This is a genomic window from Mesorhizobium sp. M8A.F.Ca.ET.057.01.1.1, from assembly GCF_003952565.1.
In the GTDB taxonomy this organism is placed as follows: Bacteria; Pseudomonadota; Alphaproteobacteria; order Rhizobiales; family Rhizobiaceae; genus Mesorhizobium.
Genome location: NZ_CP034454.1, coordinates 2,647,129 through 2,665,187 on the forward strand (window position 1 = coordinate 2,647,129; position 18,059 = coordinate 2,665,187).

Consider the following 18,059-nt stretch of genomic DNA (forward strand, 5'->3'; position numbering starts at 1 on the left):
ATATCGTGCCGGGCGGCCAGATTAACGGGGTGGGCAAAAGCCAAAGCCAATTGCGGCATGAATGCGGCATTCAGTTGCGGTTCAGCTTTCATCTCATATAAGCTCCCATGCAAAGGCGAAAATGCCTTGTGAAATGCAACAGAGGCGGTGGGAACACCGATACTGCAAATGTGGAAGTCTCTCGTCGCTGCCATGGCCTTGCTCGCCGTGAGCGGCTCGGCCCATGCCGCCAGCGCGGTCAACAAAGACGCCGAGACCCGCACGCTGGTCGTGACCGAGGGCGGCAGCAAGACCGAGCTTGCCCTGGCCGGCGGTGAAACCGTCGAGTTCTGCCAGAACGGCTGCTTCGTCACCTTGCCGAACGGTGACCTCGAAGCCCTGACCGGTTCGGAAACCATCGAGATTTCCGGCGGCGTCGCCCGCATCAAGTAATCTCCGTGGCATGGTTGGAAAGGCCGGGCATTTGTCCGGCCTTTTATCGTTTCCGGTAGCTGTTGCTTAACAATGACGCCGGAAATACCGCCCCGGCAGCCGTCTGCAACCGTACGTTTTAACGTTCGCGAGGCGATCCCCCGCTATACCGCTGTCCAAGACGCCGAAATACGGCGCTCAACGGGTTCCGGTTTCCGGATCATATGCTGGCAGGGCAGGACGGGCATGGACGCGCGGTCGGACAGGAACGCAATACCGCTTGCGGTCGATCTGGACGGCACGCTGATCGCGACCGACCTGTTGTGGGAAGGACTGTTCATCCTCCTCAAGAAGAACCCGCTCTATATTTTCCTGGTGCCTTTCTGGGCGGCCGGCGGGCCGGCGCGCCTGAAGCAGGCGATCGCCCAGCGCGTCGACATCGACCCCGCCATGCTGCCCTATCGGGCGCCGCTGCTCGACCGGCTCCGCACCGAGCACGCCGAAGGCCGCAAGCTCGTGCTGGCCACCGGCACGCCGCGCAAGTTCGCCGATGCCATTGCCGTCCATCTCGGCATCTTCGACCGGGTGCTGGCCACTGACGGCCTCGACAATCTCACTTCGGGCAAGAAGCGCGCCTCGCTCCTCGCTGCCTATGGCGATGCCGGCTTCGACTATGCCGGCAACAGCCGCCATGACCTCCAGGTCTTCGACGCGGCGCGCAGCGCGATCGTGGTGGCGCCGGACCGTCATGCCGCGCGCTGGCAGGCGGCGCATGGCGCCGAAACGATGCCGGCGCCGAAGCCGACATTGCGGACCGTCATCAAGATGCTGCGCGTCCACCAATGGCTGAAGAATTCGCTGATCGCCGTGCCGATGATGCTTTCGCACGAATATTTCAATTCCAACATGATCTGGGCATGCCTGCTGGCGTTCATCTCGTTCAGCGCGATTGCTTCGGCGATCTATATTCTCAACGACTTCTTCGACCTTGCGCTCGACCGCAAGCACGTCACCAAGCGCAACAGGCCGTTCGCCAGCGGCGAGCTGTCGATCCCGTTCGGCCTCGGCGCGATCGTGGTGCTGCTGGCGATCGGCGTCGGCACCGGCTGCCTTCTGCCGATCGAATTCCTCGGGGTGCTCGGCGGCTATATGGTCGTTACCACCGCCTATTCGCTGTCGTTCAAGCGCATGCTTCTGGTCGACGTGCTGACGCTTGCCGGGCTCTATACGATCCGGGTGCTCGCCGGTGCCGCAGCGACCGGCGTCGACGTTTCGTTCTGGCTGCTCGCCTTCTCGATCTTCTTCTTCCTGTCGCTGGCACTGGTGAAGCGCTTCGTCGAACTGCGCACCACGGCCATTGCGCCCGGCGAACGCATTGCCGGCCGCGGCTATCGCACGGAAGACCAGGAGATCGTCGCCCAAGCCGGCATGGCTTCGGCCTTCTCCTCGGCGCTGGTGCTGGCGCTCTACATGGACAGCGTCGCGGTGCGCGAACTTTATCCGCATCCCTGGCTGATCTGGCCGCTGGCGCCGATCGTGCTTTACCTCACCATGCGCGTCTGGATCCTGGCGCGCCGCGACGAAATGCACGATGACCCGGTCGTCTTCATCATACGCGACTGGCGCAGCCAGATCGTGGTGGCGATCGGCGCCGTGCTGCTGGTCATGGGGGCTGGTAGGCATGGCCGAACGCTTCCAGAGCTTTGGCCTCGCCACGCCGCCGGCGGCAAGGGCGATCCATGCCGATGACGCCATTGCACTGCTGAAAGGCGGCCAGGCCAGGCAGGCATCGTTGCTTGCCTATGGCAATGGCCGGTCCTATGGCGATTCCTGCCAGAACCAGGCCGGCACGGTCATCGATATGCGGCCCCTGAACCGCATTCGCGGCTTCAACGCCGAGAGCGGCCTGCTCGAAGCGGATGCCGGTGTGCTGCTCGCGGATGTCATTGCACATGCCGCGCCTCACGGTTTCTTTCCGGCGGTGGTCCCCGGCACGCAATTCGTCACGCTCGGCGGCGCCATTGCCAACGATGTCCATGGCAAGAACCATCACCGGCGCGGCACGTTCGGTTGCCATGTGGAAAGCTTCACTCTGCTGCGGTCGGACGGGCGTAGCTATCGCTGCTCGACGACCGACAATCCGCGCCTGTTTCGGGCGACCATCGGCGGCATGGGCCTCACCGGCCTGATCCTGTCGGCCTCGATCCGGCTGATGCGGGTCCCGTCGCTCGACATCATCGAAAAGACGGCGCGGTTTCGCGATCTCGGCGAATATTTCGACCTGGCCGAAGCGGCGGACCAGGCCAATGAATACGCCGTCGCCTGGATCGACCAACTTGCCGGTGGCCGCAACAGCGGAAGGGGCTTACTGTTTACCGGCAACCACGCCGAGCATGGCTCGCACGCTGCCGCGCGCGCAAACGGGAAATTCTCCGTGCCGTTCCAGCCGCCCTTCAACGTGCTCAACCGGCCGTTCCTGACCGCTTTCAACGCCGCCTACAGGTGGAAAAAAGGTCCGGCTACTGTGCCGCGCCAGGTCGAATACCAGAGCTTTTTCTTCCCGCTGGACAGTGTGCGGGACTGGAATCGGCTCTATGGCCCAAAGGGGCTGTTCCAGCATCAGAGCGTGGTCCCGGAAGAGGCCGCGCGCGCGATCGTGCCGGCATTGCTCACGGCTGCCCGCCAGGCCGGGCAGGGGTCCTTCCTCACCGTCCTGAAGCGCTTCGGCGGAATCCGCTCGCCGGCACTGCTGTCGTTCCCGAGGCCCGGCTACACGCTGACGCTGGACTTCCCCAACAGGGGAGTGGCGACGCTTGCCCTGCTCGGCGAGCTCGACCGCATGACCATCGCGGCCGGCGGGGCGGTCAACCCTTACAAGGATGCACGCATGTCGGCTGCGACCTTCACCGCTTCGTTCCCGGACTGGCCGAGACTGGAAGCGTTGCGCGATCCCGCCTTCATGTCCGATTTCTGGGCGCGCACGGCCGGGAGCATCGACCAGAGGCGCCGCGGCGCCGAGGCGGCCGAATAGATAAAATTGGAATGAATCATGGTTTCTGAATGGTTAACGGCAAGGCTTGCTCAAAACAGCCTCGTGAGTTCACGAAATCTTTTCAGGTTTGTATTACCTGATATTACGAAGATGGCGGGTTTTAAATGAAATATATCGTCTTCATTCTCTTTACGGTCATGACCAATGCCGCCGCGCAGCTTATGTTGAAGCAAGGCATGATGTCGCTCGGACCGATTTCGTTCGAGGGCACCAATCCGCTGATCAAGCTGTTGCAGATCGTCTTCAGCCCCTGGGTCTTCCTTGGCCTGTGCACCTTCGTCATTTCGATGGCCTCACACCTCTATGTGCTTTCCAAGGTCGAACTCTCCTTTGCCTATCCGTTTCTCAGCCTGGCTTACGTCGCCGTCGCGATCTTCGCCTATTTCGTGTTCCGCGAGGATATCAACGGCTGGCGCATCGCCGGCATTGCCTGCATCTGCGTCGGCACGGTGCTGATCGCGCAAGGTGGGCGAGGGCATGAGGAGCAGACCGCGTCCATCACCTCCGACAAGATACAAGCAAACGAGATCGTTCGATGAGACATGTGATTTTCGGCGGTGACGGCTTCGTCGGCCGCCACCTAGCGCCGAAGCTTGTGGCCGATGGTGAGGAAGTCGTCGTCGCCGACATCGTCAAGAGCGACCTTGCGCATTACCGCAATGTCCGCTTCATCAAGTGCGACGTCACTGATCTGGGCTCGGTTGCCACGGTCGGGCTGAAAGCCGACGACATGGTCTACAATTTGTCGGCCAAGATGCTGTCGCCGATCCAGGTGCGTGCCAAGCGGCACGATTTCTTCTTTCCGGTCAATTTCCACGGCGCCGAGCACATCATGCAGGCCATGGACAAGGCTGGCGCGCCGAAGCTTGTCCACTACACGACCGACATGATCTACGGCCACACGGTCACCCAGCCGATGACCGAGGAGCATCCGGTCGCGCCGCTCGGCGAATATGGCTGGTCGAAGCAGAAGACCGAGGAACTGGCCGCCGAGTGGCGCAAGCGCGGCATGTCAATCTCGCTGTTTCGTCCGCGCCTGATCATCGGACCCGGCCGGCTCGGCATCCTGGAAAAATTGTTCAAGCTGATCGACTGGAGTTTTCCGGTGCCGATGATCGGTTCGGGCCGTAATCCTTATCAATTCATCTCGGTGTTCGACTGCGCCGAGGCCGCACGCGCGGCCTGGAAGGCCGGTGTGCCCGACGAGGCCTATAATCTCGGCTCGCTCAACCCGCCGCCGGTGAGAAAATTGCTTGGCGACCTGATCCGGCATGCCGGTTCGAAGTCGGTCCTGCTGCCTACGCCCGGCTGGGCGGTCAAGCGCACGCTCGACCTGCTCGACCTCGTCAACCTGCCGATCATGGATCCGGAGCAGTATCTGATCGCCGACGAGGAATGCGTGCTCGACGTCTCCAAGGCCGAGCGCCAGCTTGGCTGGGTGCCGCAATATCGGGACGAGGACATGCTGATCGCCGCCTACAGCGAATACCGCGCCAAGAAGGCCGGGCTCGCCGTCGCCACCAAACATGTGCCCGCCGAATAGGGGCCTGCCAAAGAGTTTTATGGCGCACGACGCTGGTCGTGGCGCGGACAGGAGATTGAAATGACCGTCATGGCCAAGCCGGAGCAGACGAATACGCGCACCCTGGTCAGCGCGCCGACGCTGTCGCCCGCCACCATCGCCAAGCCCGACCTGATCAGCGTCGAGCAGGCCAAGGCGATGGATGTCGCAGGGATGACCGACCTGTTCAAGGCGCATCTCAACCCCGGCCAGCTGCATTTCATGAAGTTGCTCGGCTTCAACAAGATCAAGATCGAGCGTGCCGAGGGCATGTTCTACATCGACCAGAATGGCCGCAAGATTCTCGATTTCTTCGGCGGTTTCGGTTCGTTGGCCTTCGGCCACAACCATCCGCGCATTCTGGAAGTCCGCAAAAAATTCCAGGAGGAAAAGCGGCAGGAAATCGCCATCGCCTTCATGTCGCAATATGCGGCCGCGTTGGCGCACAACATCGCCAAATGCTCGCCTGGCGATCTCGATATGGTGTTTTTGGGCTCGTCGGGCTCCGAGGCAATGGAAGCGGCAGTGAAGCTCGCCGAGCGCGCCGCCGGCCCGAAGCGGCCGAAGATCGTCTATGCCGAGAATTCCTTCCACGGCAAGACCAAGGGCGTGCTGGGCATCACCGACGGCCAGCTCTACCGTGCCGACTTCAAGATGGCCGACAACACTGTGCGCATTCCCTTCGCCGACATCGAAGCCGTCGAGCGCTTGTTCCGCTCCGATCCGGAGATCGGCGTGATCGTTCTGGAAACCATCCAGGGCGGCGGCGGCATCATTCAGGCGCCGGCTGAATACTGGCAAAGGCTGCGGGCGCTGTGCGACCAGTATCGCGTGCTGTGGGTCGCCGACGAAGTCCAGTGCGGCTACGGCCGCTCGGGCCGCTTCTATGCCTTCGAGCACTACGGCGTCGTGCCTGACGTGACGGCATTGGCCAAGTCGCTTGGTGCCGGCAAGGCCGCGGTCGGTGCGATGATTGCGCGCCGCGAAATCTACATGAAGGCCTACGGCACGCCGAAGACGGCGATGATCCATGCCATGGCCACCTTCGGTGGCATGGGCGAGGCGTGCGCCACCGCGATCGAGGGCATCAATGTGCTCTACGACGAGGGGCTGATCGACAACGCCGCCGTCACCGGCGACTACCTGCTGCAGCGCCTGCAGGCGCTCAGGGAAAAATACCCCAAGATCATCAAGGACGTTCGCGGCAAGGGTTTTATGATTGGCCTGGAGTTCCACGACTTCTCCCAGACCTTGCCCATGGTACTGCGCCCCATCGTCAGCGTGCTCGACGACAAGCTGAAGGGCTCGCTGTCCGGCTTCGTCGGTGCGCTGTTGTTGCGCGACTATGACGTGCTCGTCGCCTTCACCGAATACAACCGCAACGTCATCCGGCTCGAGCCGCCGCTGATCTGCCAGCGCGAGCATGTCGACCGCTTCGTCGACGCCTTCGACAGCCTTTTGTCGCGCGGCATCGTGTCGATCGTGAAGGACTTCGTCAAAAGCCAAGTCCGTTAACGAGGTTCGCCGAACGCCGTCATGCTGACCAAGTCGCCCTCCGCAGAAAACCCACTCGACCGGCTCGTCGAGGCTGGTCTGGCGTGGGGTGAGGGGACCTATGCGCGCTTGGCGGCTCCGGTCGGTACCGCGGCTTTCGCGCTCTATATCCTTTTGACGGCATTCACGGCCTGGGTGATACCCGACGCCAACTGGGACATGCTGCCCTATCTTGCCATATCGGAGGAGGGCACCTACCCCGATGCGCAAGCGCTGCATGACTATGCCTACGACACCGTCAAATCGGGTGTCTCGGCCGGCGACTACAAGGCGCTGACCGACGATGGCGGCGGCTTCCGCAGCCATATGGCGCAGAACGCCGCCGACTTCCATTCGCTGCTCGGCATGTACCGGATCAAGTTTCTGTATGCCGAAATCCTGTCGACGCTGAGCGCGGTGATGCCACCGGTCGAGGCGATGCGTCTGGTGCAGGTGTTTTCGGTGTTGCTGTTCGGCACGATCACGCTGCTCTGGCTGCGCGGGGAAAAGGCATTGGCCTTGGCGCCGGTGGTCGGCGCGGTGCTGATCATGGCCGATTTCGGTGACGCCGCGCGCGCTTCGACACCGGATCTGCTGACGTCAGCGCTGCTGCTCGGCGGTCTCTACGCCTATGTCCGCGGCCGCGATGTGGCGACGGCGATCCTGCTCTTCCTCGCCTTCATGGTGCGGCCTGACAATATTGTTTTCCTTGCCGTTTTGGCGGTCCTGCTGGTCGTGTTCCGGCAGAAGGCATCGGGTGCATTGGCGGGCTTTGGCGCCTCGCTGGCCGCTTATTTCGCCATCTCTCACTGGGCCCATCATCCGGGCTGGTGGCCGCATCTGTGGTTCTCCAGCATCGAGCAGCATTACAATATGGATGGGTTCGAGCCGCCTTTTTCCGTCACCGCCTATCTCCGGGCGTTCGCCGCCTCGCTGCTGCGCGCCGTCAACCTGAACAGCTGGGTCGGGGTTTCGGTGCTGGCGCTGGCCGGCTGGTTTGCGGCCGGCCGCGCCGGCTTCAAGCTCGATCGCCGCGGCGGTATCCTGTTCGCGGCGCTGGTGCTTGGCGCGCTGGCCAAATTCACCGTCTTTCCGATCCACGACACGCGCATCTATTTCCCGCATCTGGTTCCGCCATTCCTGCTGCTGGCACCGCCCTTCATGGAACTGTGGGCGGCGGTCGCCCGTGGCCAGCATCGCGCCGCCTTGCACGTCATTCCCGGAGACAAATCATGAGTTCGGTTTCCAGCCTGGCGCGCATTGCCCTGTCGCTTGGCCTTCCCGCCGGCCTGCTCGATCGCGGGCCGTCACTGCGCGGCACCAAATTCCTGGCCATGGCGGCGCTGAAGGCGCGTTTCGGTGTTGGCGGCCGGCCGTTCCAGATGGTCAATGTCGGCGCTTGCGACGGCGCTCTGTTCGACGACGTCACGCCCTGGCTGCATCGCATCCCGCATGCCCGCGCCATGCTGGTCGAGCCGATCCCCTACAATCAGAAGAGGCTGCGCGCCAACTATCCCGATACCGACCGCTTCATCATCGAGCCGGTTGCCGTCACCAGGACCAAGGGCACCATCACCGTCCACACTTTCGATGCCGCGGCGCTGGAGGCCGGCACGCTGCCGATCGAGTTCATCGGCTGCTCGTCGGTGACCGACACCAATTTGATGTCGGGCAAGAATGCCTGGGGCGAGGCCGATGCCAACTTCAACAAGTTCGCGCCGCATCTGAAAGACATCGAGGTGCCCTCGGAGACCTTGCAGACATTGCTCGACCGCAACGGCATCAGCCACATCGACGCCTTCCTGGTCGATTGCGAAGGCGCCGACTGGATCGTGTTCGAGCAGCTCGACCTCAAGCGCTACCGCCCCGGCATGATCAAGGTCGAGGTCGGCGCGCTGCCCGCCCCGGAAATCGGCCAGGTCGTGGTCAAGCTGAAAACAGCGGGCTACCAGGTCGGCTTCCAGGCCGAGGACGTCTGGGCGTTTACCTGACGGGTAGCTGTTTTTCCTGATTCATGGCGGGTCGCGCCGCATCCGTGGCGTGTCGCAAACAGGCGGTAGCGCCGTGCCCGCCGCCTGCATATTGTGCGCCGATCAAACGGGCGCCGACGCCGCCCGCAACAGCACTTGGAGTCGCGGGCAATGGCAGAGTTTCCGAAAAAGGCGAAGGTCGTCATCATTGGCCTCGGCGGCATTGTCGGTGCATCGATCGCTCATCATCTGATCGAACGCGGCTGGGACGACATTGTCGGCATCGACAAGTCGGGCATCCCGACCGATATCGGCTCGACCGCGCACGCGTCTGATTTCTGCTACACCACCAGCCACGATTTCCTGTCTTGCTGGACGACGCTCTATTCCATCGATTTCTACGAGAAGATGGGCCATTACGCGCGTGTCGGCGGCCTCGAGGTCGCCCGCGTTGGCGACGAAGGCCGCATGGACGAGATCAAGCGCAAGATCGCTTCGGCCAAGGCCTTCGGCACGCGCGCCCGGCTGATCGAACCAGCCGAGATCAAGGAAAAATTCCCGCTGATCGAACAGGATCTGGTGCAGGGCGGCCTGTGGGATCCGGACGCCGGCCTCGTCATCCCGCGCTCGCAGACCGTCGCCGGCAAGCTGGTCGACCAGGCTGAGGCATCCGGCAAACTCAAATCCTTCGCCAACACGCCGGCGAAGTCGCTTGTCGTCAAGGACGGCCGCATCAGCGCCGTGGTGACCGACCGCGGCACGATCGAGGCCGACTATGTCATCGTCTGCGCCGGCATCTGGGGGCGGCTGATCGCCGAGATGGTCGGCGAGGATCTGCCGGTCATGCCGATCGACCATCCGCTGACCTTCTTCGGCCCGTACACCGAGTTCGCCGGCACCGGCAAGGAGATCGGCTGGCCACTGCTGCGCGACCAGGGCAACTCGGCTTATATGCGTGACACCGGCGACCCCAAGACCGCCGAGGGCGGTCAGATCGAATGGGGCTATTACGAAGAGACCAATCCGCGCCTCTGCCACCCGCGCGATCTGCTTGAGAAGGACCAGGCGCGGCTGTCGCCGTCACAGCGCGATCTCGACATGGAGCAGATCCTGGCGCCGCTCGAACGCGCCATGGAACTGACGCCGATCCTGGGCGAACTCGGCTACAACGAAGGCCATTCCTTCAACGGCCTGCTGCAGGTGACCGCTGATGGCGGGCCGTCGATGGGCGAGAGCCAGAAGGTGAGGGGTCTCTGGTACGCCGTTGCCATCTGGGTCAAGGACGGTCCCGGCATGGGCAAGCTGATTGCCGACTGGATGACCGACGGCCGCACCGAGATCGACCACCACGCCATCGACTATGCGCGCTTCTATCCGCACCAGACCAAGGAACAATTCATCTGGGATCGCTGCACCGAGACGGCGATGAAGGTCTACAATCCGGCGGTGCATCCGCGCGAACCCTTCTCCAAGGGCCGCAACATCAGGCGCTCGCCATTCTGGGAGCGCGAGAAGGAACTCGGCGGCTATTTCATGGAACTCGGCGGCTGGGAGCGCGCCCACGGCTACGCCGCCAACGAGCATCTGCTTGAGAAGTATGGAAACCGGGTGCCGGTGCGCGACAACGAATGGGACAACCGCCATTTCTGGCGCGTCTCGAACGCAGAGCATCTGGCGATGAGCGAGGATTGCGGCATCGTCAACCTCTCGCATTTCTCGATGTATGACATCGAGGGACCCGACCATGTCGCGCTGCTGGAATGGCTGTGCGCGGCCAAGATCGGCGGCGACAACAACATCGGCAAGGGCATCTACACCCACTTCCTCGACGAGGAAGGCATGGTGCGCGCCGACTTCACCGTGATCCGCATGGCCGACCGCTGCCGGCTGATCGACGGCGCCGATGCCGGGCCGCGCGACTTCCACTACATGCGCCGCACCGCTCAGGACAAAGGTTTCGACGTCACCATCACCGATGTGACCGAGAAGTACGTCACCATCGGCATCTGGGGGCCGAACGCCCGCACCACCTTGCAAAAGGTGGTCGAGAACCCGGATGGGCTTTCACCGGAGAATTTTCCATTCGCGGCGATCAAGCCAGTCCGCATCGGCGGCAAGGATGTCACCGCCTTCCGTATCTCCTATGTCGGCGAGCAGGGCTGGGAGCTGCATATGCGCTACGAGGATGGTCTGGCCGTCTGGGACGCGCTGCGCTCGACCGGCGTCATGCCGTTCGGTGTCGAGACCTATGCCAACACCCGCCGCATGGAAAAGAGCCTGCGCCTGCAGAACGCCGACCTCTTGACCGAATACAATCTGCTGGAAGCCGATCTCGCCCGCCCGAAGGTCAAGGAGAACGATTTCTGCGGCAGGGCCAAGCACGTCGAATACCGCGAACGCGCGCATCAGCCGGCCATGCTGTGCACGCTGGTGATGACCGAGAATACGGATTCCAGGGGTGTTGCCCGTTATCCCGTCGGCATCATGCCGGTGATCGACCCCGAAAGCGGAGAAACGCTGGTCGACGAACTCGGCCGTCGCTCCTTTACTACATCGGTCGCCTATGGCCCGACGATCGGCAAGAACATCGCGCTTGCCTATCTGCCCTGGGCCTATGCGCAGGAGGGCCGCAAGCTCATGGTCGAGTATTTCGGCGAGACCTATCCGGTTGAAGTCGCCGGCGTCGGCTACAAGCCGCTTTACGACCCGGAGAATCTGAAGCCGCGGAGCTGATCTCCCAGCGGTAGGGCTCGCATAGTTTGGATCAGCCCGGCCACGGCCGGGCTTTTCTCTTTTTCGGTGGACGATTCTCGCTTACCCTTGCGCAATGTCTGGTTTGCCCTGCGCAAGACATCTGCTTTCCGCCTCCGCTGTACTGGCGCTGATGCTCTGGCTGGCGCCGGGATCCCGCGCCGACGAGCCGGTCGATGTCGAGCTGGTGCTGGCGGTGGACGTTTCGCTGTCGATGTCGGCGGAGGAGCTGGAGATTCAGCGCCATGGTTACGCGGCGGCGTTGACGCATGACAATGTGCTGCAGGCGATCGCCGATGGCGCCTATGGCAAGATCGCCGTCACCTATATCGAATGGGCCGGCACCAGCTGGCAACGCGTCATCGTGCCGTGGACGGTGATCGCGACCCGGGCCGACGCGGAGCGGGTGGTGGCGCAATTGTCGGCCCAGCCGCCCAACAGCGCGCGGCGCACCTCGATCTCCGGCGCGCTCGAGTTCGGCAGCGACCTTTTCGCCGAAAGCGGCTACCAGGGAACCAAGCGCGTCATCGACATTTCGGGTGACGGGCCAAACAACCAGGGCGCGCCGGTCAATCTCGTCCGCGACGGGGTGGTCAGGCAAGGCATCGTCATCAACGGCCTGCCGCTGATGACCCGAGGCGGCTTTTCCGGCGTGTATGATGTCAACGATCTCGACCGCTACTACAGCGACTGCGTCATCGGCGGCGCCGGCGCCTTCGTGATCCCGGTCAACGACTGGACGCAATTTCCCGAGGCCATCCGCCGCAAGCTGGTGCTGGAGCTTGCCGGCCCGGCGTCACTGCAATGGGCGGCGGCGGAGGCGGATCACCCGCCGGTGGTGCTGGCGCAGGACAAGCCCGCCGCCGACTGCCAGATCGGCGAGAAAATGTGGCGCAACCGCAACTGGATGCCCGACAGCCGGTAGGGCAATCCCAAACCGGGTTGCCGGCCGCTTTCCGCGCGAACACGTTCCTGTTGATTGACAAGCCCATCGGCCTCTGTGAACAATTTCCCCCAGAAAAACAAAGGGGAACTGAGATGAACAGGATAACCGTATTTGCCGCGACATTGACGCTTGCCGCGGGCTTAACCGCGCCCGTGATGGCCGCCACGTCACTCACCATCGGCATCAGCGGCTGGACCGGTTTCGCGCCGCTGACACTCGCCAAGCAGGCAGGGCTGTTCGAGAAACATGGCCTCGACGTGACCTTGAAGAAGGTGCCGCAGGCCAGCCGGCCGCTCGCAATCGCCAGCGGCGACCTGCAATGCGCCGCCACCACGGTCGAGACCTGGCTGGTCTGGAACGCCAGCGGGGTGACCACCAAGCAGATTTTCCAGCTCGACAAATCCTATGGCGCCGACGGCATCGTGGTGCGCAACGACATCAAGACCGTCGCCGATCTCAAGGGCAAGAACGTAGCGTCCTCCGCGCCGGGAACGTCGCCCTATTTCATGCTGGCCTGGGTGCTGAACAAGAACGGCATGTCGACCAAGGACGTGACGGTCGTCAATCTCGAGCCTGACGCGGCGGCGCAAGCTTTCCTCGCCGGCCAGAATGACGCCGCCGTCACTTATGAGCCTTTCATCTCGGCCGTGCGCGACAAGGCCGACCAGGGCCATATCCTGGCGACCACGCTCGACTATCCGATGGTTCTCGACACGGTGGGCTGCACGCCGGAATTCCTCAAGGCCAATCCCGACGCCGCCAAGGCGCTTGCCGACAGCTATTTCGACGCGCTTGACCTGATCAAGAAAGATCCGCAGAAATCCTACGAGATCATGGGCGCCGACGTGAAACAGTCGGCCAAGGAATTCGAGGATTCGGCGAAGTACCTGAAATGGGCCGACAAGGCCGACAACAAGCAGTTCTTCACCAAGGAATTCCAGGACTTTTCCAAGACCGCCGGCAACCTGCTGCTGCAGATGGGGTTGATCAAGGAGGCGCCCGACGTCGCCGCGCTGGCCGACACCAGCGCCGTGGCGAATTGACGGCTCAACCCGTGGATACCGTGCGGTGGCGCAGAGCGCCGCCGCCTTCCTGCTGACAAAGGACGAAGATGCGCCCCTTGCATCCTGTCTCGCCGGGCCTGCGAACAGTGCTCGGCATTTCCTTCTTCGTGCTGTTCGTGGTCTTCTGGGCCTGGATCACGCTTGGCGGCCACGTCAACCGCATCTTCCTCGCCGATCCGCTGTCGATGCTGCGGGATGGCTGGCGGCTGCTGGTCGAGGATCGTTTCTGGCTCGACATACTGATCACCATCTGGCGGGTCTTCGGCGGCTTTGTGCTGGCCTCGGTCGTCGCCGCGCCGCTCGGCATCGCCATGGGCGCCTGGAAGCCGGTGGAAGCCTTTCTGGAGCCCTTCGTCTCCTTCGCCCGTTATCTGCCGGCATCGGCCTTCATTCCGCTGCTCATCCTGTGGGCGGGCATTGGCGAATTGGAAAAACTGCTCGTCATTTTCGTCGGCTCGGTGTTCCAGATCATCCTGATCATTGCCGTCAAGGTCGGGTCAACGCGGCGCGACCTGGTCGAGGCGGCCTATACGCTGGGCTCGACCAACAATGGCATCGTCAGGCGGGTCATCATGCCGGCCAACGCGCCTGAAATCGCCGAGACGCTGCGGCTGGTGCTCGGCTGGGCCTGGACCTACGTCATCGTTGCCGAACTGATCGGCTCGTCGTCGGGCATCGGCTATATGATCATCAACAGCCAGTCGCGGCTGGCGACCGGGCAGATCATCTTCGGCATCATCGTCATCGGGCTGATCGGGCTGTTGTCCGACTTCGCCTTCAAGGCGTTCAACCGCTGGCTCTTTCCATGGAGCCTGGCGTGAGCAAGCTTCTCATCGAGGGTGTCTCGCGCACCTTTGCCGGCGTGCGGGGCGGAGAACCCGTCAGGGCGCTGATGCCGGTCGACCTGGCGGTCGCGGCCAATGACTTCATCACCATCCTGGGGCCGTCGGGTTGCGGAAAGTCGACGCTGTTGCGGATCGTCGCCGGTCTGGAGGCGCCAAGCGAAGGCCGCGTTCTGCTCGACGGCAAGGCGGTGACGAGGCCGGGACCGGACCGCGGCATGGTCTTCCAGTCCTACACGCTGTTTCCCTGGCTGACGGTGGCGGAAAACATCGCCTTTGGCCTGCGCGAACGCGGCATGGCCGAAGCGGAGCGGGACGGGATCGTCGCTTCCTATGTCGACCTCGTTGGCCTGAAAGGGTTCGAGAATCATTGGCCGAAACAGCTTTCCGGTGGCATGCAGCAGCGCACGGCGATCGCCCGCGCGCTGGCCAACGATCCGGAAATCCTGTTGCTGGACGAGCCGTTCGGGGCGCTGGACAACCAGACGCGCGGACTGATGCAGGAATTGCTGCTCGGCATATGGGAACGGCGCAAGAAAACGGTGCTGTTCGTCACCCACGACATCGAGGAGGCGATCTTCATGGCCTCGCGCGTGATCGTGATGACGGCGCGGCCCGGCCGCATCAAGTCGGATGTCGCCATCGACCTGCCGCATCCGCGCCACTACACGCTGAAGACCAGTCCGGAATTCTCGGCGTTGAAGGCGCGGCTGACCGAGGACATCCGCGTCGAGGCGATACGGACTGCAGACGTGCACTAATCGCTCACGGTTCGGTCGTCTGCGCGTATGGCTTGGGTCAAGCCGCCAGCAATTGCTTGCGGTCGACGCGCTCCTGCTGCGGCGAGCGGGCATAGAGTTCGCGGTAGCATTTCGAGAAATGCGAGGCCGAGACGAAGCCGCAGGCGACCGCCACCTCGACCACCGGCATCGACGACTGGATCAAGAGATGCCTTGCGCGGTCGAGGCGGATTTCGAGATAGTAGCGGGCAGGGGAGCGTCCCATCTCGGTTCGGAACAGGCGCTCTATCTGGCGGCGCGACAGGTCGACATGGTCGGCAATCTCGATCAGCGACAGCGGCTCGGACAGATTGGCCTCCATCAGCTCGATGATGGTCAGCACTTTCGAGTTCTGCACGCCAAGCCGGGCGCGCAGCGGCAGGCGCTGACGGTCGGTCGGGCTGCGCACGCGGTCGGTCAGCACCTGCTCGCACACGCGGTTGACGAGGTTCTCGTCGAAGTCGTCGCCGATCAGCTTCAGCATCATGTCGAGCGCGGCGGTGCCGCCGGCGCAGGTGTAGATGTTCTGGTCGATCTCGAACAGGTCGGCAAAGACATTGGCTTTCGGGAAGGCCTCGGAAAAGCCCGGCAGGTTTTCCCAATGGATGGCGCAGCGCTTGTTCGACAATAGGCCGGCGGAGGCGAGGATATGCGCACCGGTGCACAGGCCACCCACCGCGACCCCGCGATTGTATTCCTCGCGCAGCCAGGCGAAGGCCGACTTGTTCTGGTAGCGCTCGACATTGATGCCGCTGCAGACGATGGCCATGTTGGGGCGATCCGGCCCCGCCATCTTCTTGCGTTCCTCTTCCAGCGAGGTGTTTACGGCGCATTCGACGCCGTTGGAGGCGCGCACCGGCTTGCCGTCGATGCTGGCAAGGCGCCAGCGATAGGCCTCGTAGCCGAGCATCCGATTGGCGGAGCGCAGCGGGTCCAGCGCGGTCGCAAAAGCGATCATGGTGAAATCGGGAACTAGGAAGAACACAAACGATCGCTTGATCGGATGCTTGACGGCGTTCACGGGGAACCTCATCTGGCCATGACGCGAACAGGATGTCGCGAATAGCATAGCGTCATCAGGAAAAACCATTCCTGTCAATCGGCTAGGCGGCTTTAGCAAGATTAAATTTGCGACATGGGTCGCAAATGGGCAATCGCCACGCGGTGCTGCTCAAGCCAGGCCACCGTCAGGTTGTGAAAAGACGATGGAAGCGCAACAAAATAAACGCCGCCTCGGCGGACCGAAGCGGCGGCAGTCAACTCTGAAGCCGTGGCAGGGAGCGCGGCTCTGGAGGTATTTTGTATTTCTATGCAGTCCCGAACGGAAAACCGTTACACACTTTTTCTGGAACTGCTCTTATCAGGCGACGAAGCCGAGGCGCGCCGCAGCCATGGCGCCGGTCTGGCCAGGCATGGTCTTGGCGAGGCGCTGACGCTCGAGAGCCGTGGTCAGGTTCATTTCGCGGCGGGCGAAGAGGCGGGCAAAAAGCTTCATGATCATCTCCAATCGGTTGCTCAGACGGGTCGCCTTCGCTTGATGGAGTGGGGCAGCTCGTTTGCTGACGGTGATATAGGCTTGTGTGAGCGGAAACTAAATCGCAAAAGCGAAGCGCTTGATATGAAAAGCGACACCGAATGCGACAAATTTGGGCAGAATATGGCTGTTGTGCCCAATATTTACGAATATTTACAGATGGTTAGCTTCAAAAACGAGCTGCTATGCGGCTTGCTCATATGCGCCATGCAGCGGCAGCATGGCTCCTGAATTCGTTTGAATACAAATAAAATAGAGAAGGCCTGCCGGGCGTTTTGCGCAGCAGGCCTTCAGCACGGGGTACACACGATCTACTTTGCTCCAGCCCAGGATCCGACGCCATTGCGGATACCGGTCTTGGCGTCGGAAGCTTCCGGCCAGCCGATATCCTTCTGCAACTCGATCGGCAGGGAACGGATGGCGCGTTCGGTCTGGTAGCGGGAGCGGGCAGCGTTGAATTCGGTCGCGATGCGGCCGAGGGACGACAGGATAGACATTTCGATCTCCTTTGCAGCGGCACGGGAGGCGCCGGCAATGCGTTACGTCAGGTCTGTTTCAGCTTCATTTCATGTCGAATGCAGGTCTGCGTCGTGGTCGTTTGGTGACCGCTTTTGGCAGCATGCTACTTCGATGGAGTTGACTATGCTCCTGATCTGATGTTCAATCAAACGAAATGGAATGATGCTTTGTATCAGAAAAATTGAAGGCTGATCGCCATGAACGCCCCACTCAATCATCCGCTGCCGCTGCTCGACCTCGACGTTTTGCGCACTTTCGTGGCGATTGCCGAGACTGGCAGTTTCACCACAGCTGCCAATGCGGTGTTCCGCACGCCATCGGCCGTCTCCATGCAGATCAAGAAGCTGGAGGATATTCTCGGCCGCTCGGTGTTCGCGCGCGATGCGCGTTCGGTAACGCTGACCACGGACGGCGAAATGCTGCTCGGCTATGCCCGCCGGCTTTTGTCGATCAACCGCGAGGTGGTGTCGAAGTTCATCATCCCCGATATTGTCGGCGTAGTGCGGCTGGGCTCGCCGGATGATTATGGCGAGCGCGTGCTGCCGCATGTGCTGAAGCGTTTCGCGCAGTCGCATCCCTCGATCGCCGTCGACGTCACCATCGACCAGAGCAGCAATCTGCGCCGCCGCATGGACGACAGGGCGCTTGACATCACGCTGTTGACGAATTCCTACAAGACCAGCGCGCTCGGCGCCGAGGTGCTTTTGACCGAGCCGATCGTGTGGGCCGGCGCCAAGGGTGGCTGCGCGCATCTGCGCGAACCCTTGCCGGTTTCGCTTTGGGAAGAAGGCTGCGCCTGGCGGGCCGGGGCGCTCGAGGCATTGGGCCGCGAGGGCCGCAATTACCGCGTCGCTTACATGAGCGCCCATACGGCCGGCCAGCGCGCCGCCATCATGGCCGACCTCGCGGTCGCGCCGCTGCCGCGATCGTTCCTCGGCAACGACATGGTCGAACTCTGCCCGAAGGACGGAATGCCCGATATAGGCACCTACAATCTTGCCATGGTGGTGGCGCCGGACGCCAGCGCGCCGGTCAAGGCCGTCGCCGACCACATCCGCGCGACCTTCGAAGTGTTCCGGGAAACCGGCAAGTTCTGA

The 18,059-nt window shown here is 62.5% G+C and carries 17 protein-coding genes; 15 read left to right on the forward strand and 2 right to left on the reverse strand.

Going from position 1 to position 18,059, the window contains the following annotated elements; genetic code table 11:
* Window positions 1-168 precede the first annotated feature (168 nt).
* From EJ077_RS12270 to EJ077_RS12330, 13 genes are all read left to right on the forward strand, one after another.
* The gene (locus tag EJ077_RS12270) at window positions 169-432 is read left to right on the forward strand and encodes a hypothetical protein (RefSeq protein WP_208702267.1); all 264 of its coding nucleotides are present in this window, start codon (window positions 169-171) and stop codon (window positions 430-432) included.
* Between the two features lie 225 nt (window positions 433-657).
* Window positions 658-2,160, forward strand: coding sequence for a UbiA family prenyltransferase (locus EJ077_RS12275; protein ID WP_245458722.1), 1,503 nt, complete (start codon window positions 658-660; stop codon window positions 2,158-2,160).
* Window positions 2,093-3,442 carry an FAD-binding oxidoreductase gene (locus EJ077_RS12280; protein WP_208702269.1) on the forward strand — a complete coding sequence of 450 codons (1,350 nt, stop codon included), beginning with the start codon at window positions 2,093-2,095 and terminating at the stop codon, window positions 3,440-3,442. Before EJ077_RS12275 ends, EJ077_RS12280 begins: the two co-directional genes overlap by 68 nt.
* A 125-nt stretch (window positions 3,443-3,567) precedes the next feature.
* On the forward strand, window positions 3,568-4,002 hold the full coding sequence (locus tag EJ077_RS12285; RefSeq protein ID WP_208702270.1) for an EamA family transporter: 435 nt from the start codon (window positions 3,568-3,570) through the stop codon (window positions 4,000-4,002).
* Window positions 3,999-5,006 carry an NAD-dependent epimerase/dehydratase family protein gene (locus tag EJ077_RS12290; RefSeq protein ID WP_208702272.1) on the forward strand — a complete coding sequence of 336 codons (1,008 nt, stop codon included), beginning with the start codon at window positions 3,999-4,001 and terminating at the stop codon, window positions 5,004-5,006. Before EJ077_RS12285 ends, EJ077_RS12290 begins: the two co-directional genes overlap by 4 nt.
* Before the next feature lie 69 nt (window positions 5,007-5,075).
* A complete protein-coding gene (locus tag EJ077_RS12295) occupies window positions 5,076-6,539 on the forward strand; it encodes an aspartate aminotransferase family protein (protein ID WP_208702979.1) in 1,464 nt (487 codons plus the stop codon).
* A gap of 21 nt (window positions 6,540-6,560) precedes the next feature.
* Complete coding sequence (locus EJ077_RS12300; protein ID WP_208702274.1) at window positions 6,561-7,793, forward strand: hypothetical protein; 1,233 nt, start codon at window positions 6,561-6,563, stop codon at window positions 7,791-7,793.
* Window positions 7,790-8,548, forward strand: coding sequence for an FkbM family methyltransferase (locus EJ077_RS12305; RefSeq protein WP_208702276.1), 759 nt, complete (start codon window positions 7,790-7,792; stop codon window positions 8,546-8,548). The genes EJ077_RS12300 and EJ077_RS12305 overlap by 4 nt, the downstream gene beginning before the upstream one ends.
* Before the next feature lie 150 nt (window positions 8,549-8,698).
* Window positions 8,699-11,260, forward strand: coding sequence for a GcvT family protein (locus EJ077_RS12310; RefSeq protein ID WP_208702278.1), 2,562 nt, complete (start codon window positions 8,699-8,701; stop codon window positions 11,258-11,260).
* A gap of 94 nt (window positions 11,261-11,354) precedes the next feature.
* Complete coding sequence (locus tag EJ077_RS12315) at window positions 11,355-12,203, forward strand: DUF1194 domain-containing protein (RefSeq protein WP_208702280.1); 849 nt, start codon at window positions 11,355-11,357, stop codon at window positions 12,201-12,203.
* 113 nt (window positions 12,204-12,316) lie between these two features.
* Window positions 12,317-13,267: an ABC transporter substrate-binding protein gene (locus tag EJ077_RS12320; RefSeq protein WP_208702282.1), complete on the forward strand. Its 951-nt coding sequence runs from the start codon at window positions 12,317-12,319 to the stop codon at window positions 13,265-13,267.
* A gap of 68 nt (window positions 13,268-13,335) precedes the next feature.
* Window positions 13,336-14,109, forward strand: a complete 774-nt coding sequence (locus tag EJ077_RS12325) for an ABC transporter permease (RefSeq protein ID WP_208702284.1) — start codon at window positions 13,336-13,338, stop codon at window positions 14,107-14,109.
* The gene (locus tag EJ077_RS12330; protein ID WP_208702286.1) at window positions 14,106-14,891 is read left to right on the forward strand and encodes an ABC transporter ATP-binding protein; all 786 of its coding nucleotides are present in this window, start codon (window positions 14,106-14,108) and stop codon (window positions 14,889-14,891) included. The genes EJ077_RS12325 and EJ077_RS12330 overlap by 4 nt, the downstream gene beginning before the upstream one ends.
* A 37-nt stretch (window positions 14,892-14,928) precedes the next feature.
* Here the strand turns inward: EJ077_RS12330 and EJ077_RS12335 are convergent, their stop codons facing one another.
* Window positions 14,929-15,867, reverse strand: a complete 939-nt coding sequence (locus tag EJ077_RS12335) for a GlxA family transcriptional regulator (RefSeq protein WP_348630721.1) — start codon at window positions 15,865-15,867, stop codon at window positions 14,929-14,931.
* Between the two features lie 351 nt (window positions 15,868-16,218).
* On the opposite strand from EJ077_RS12335, the gene EJ077_RS12340 reads away from it, so the two are divergent.
* Window positions 16,219-16,674, forward strand: a complete 456-nt coding sequence (locus tag EJ077_RS12340) for a hypothetical protein (RefSeq protein ID WP_208702288.1) — start codon at window positions 16,219-16,221, stop codon at window positions 16,672-16,674.
* An 80-nt stretch (window positions 16,675-16,754) separates the two neighbouring features.
* On the opposite strand, the gene EJ077_RS12345 is transcribed toward EJ077_RS12340, so the two are convergent.
* On the reverse strand, window positions 16,755-16,940 hold the full coding sequence (locus tag EJ077_RS12345) for a hypothetical protein (protein ID WP_208702290.1): 186 nt from the start codon (window positions 16,938-16,940) through the stop codon (window positions 16,755-16,757).
* A 219-nt stretch (window positions 16,941-17,159) separates the two neighbouring features.
* Here EJ077_RS12345 and EJ077_RS12350 point away from each other — a divergent pair, with 219 nt between their 5' ends.
* Window positions 17,160-18,059, forward strand: a complete 900-nt coding sequence (locus EJ077_RS12350) for a LysR substrate-binding domain-containing protein (RefSeq protein ID WP_015317416.1) — start codon at window positions 17,160-17,162, stop codon at window positions 18,057-18,059.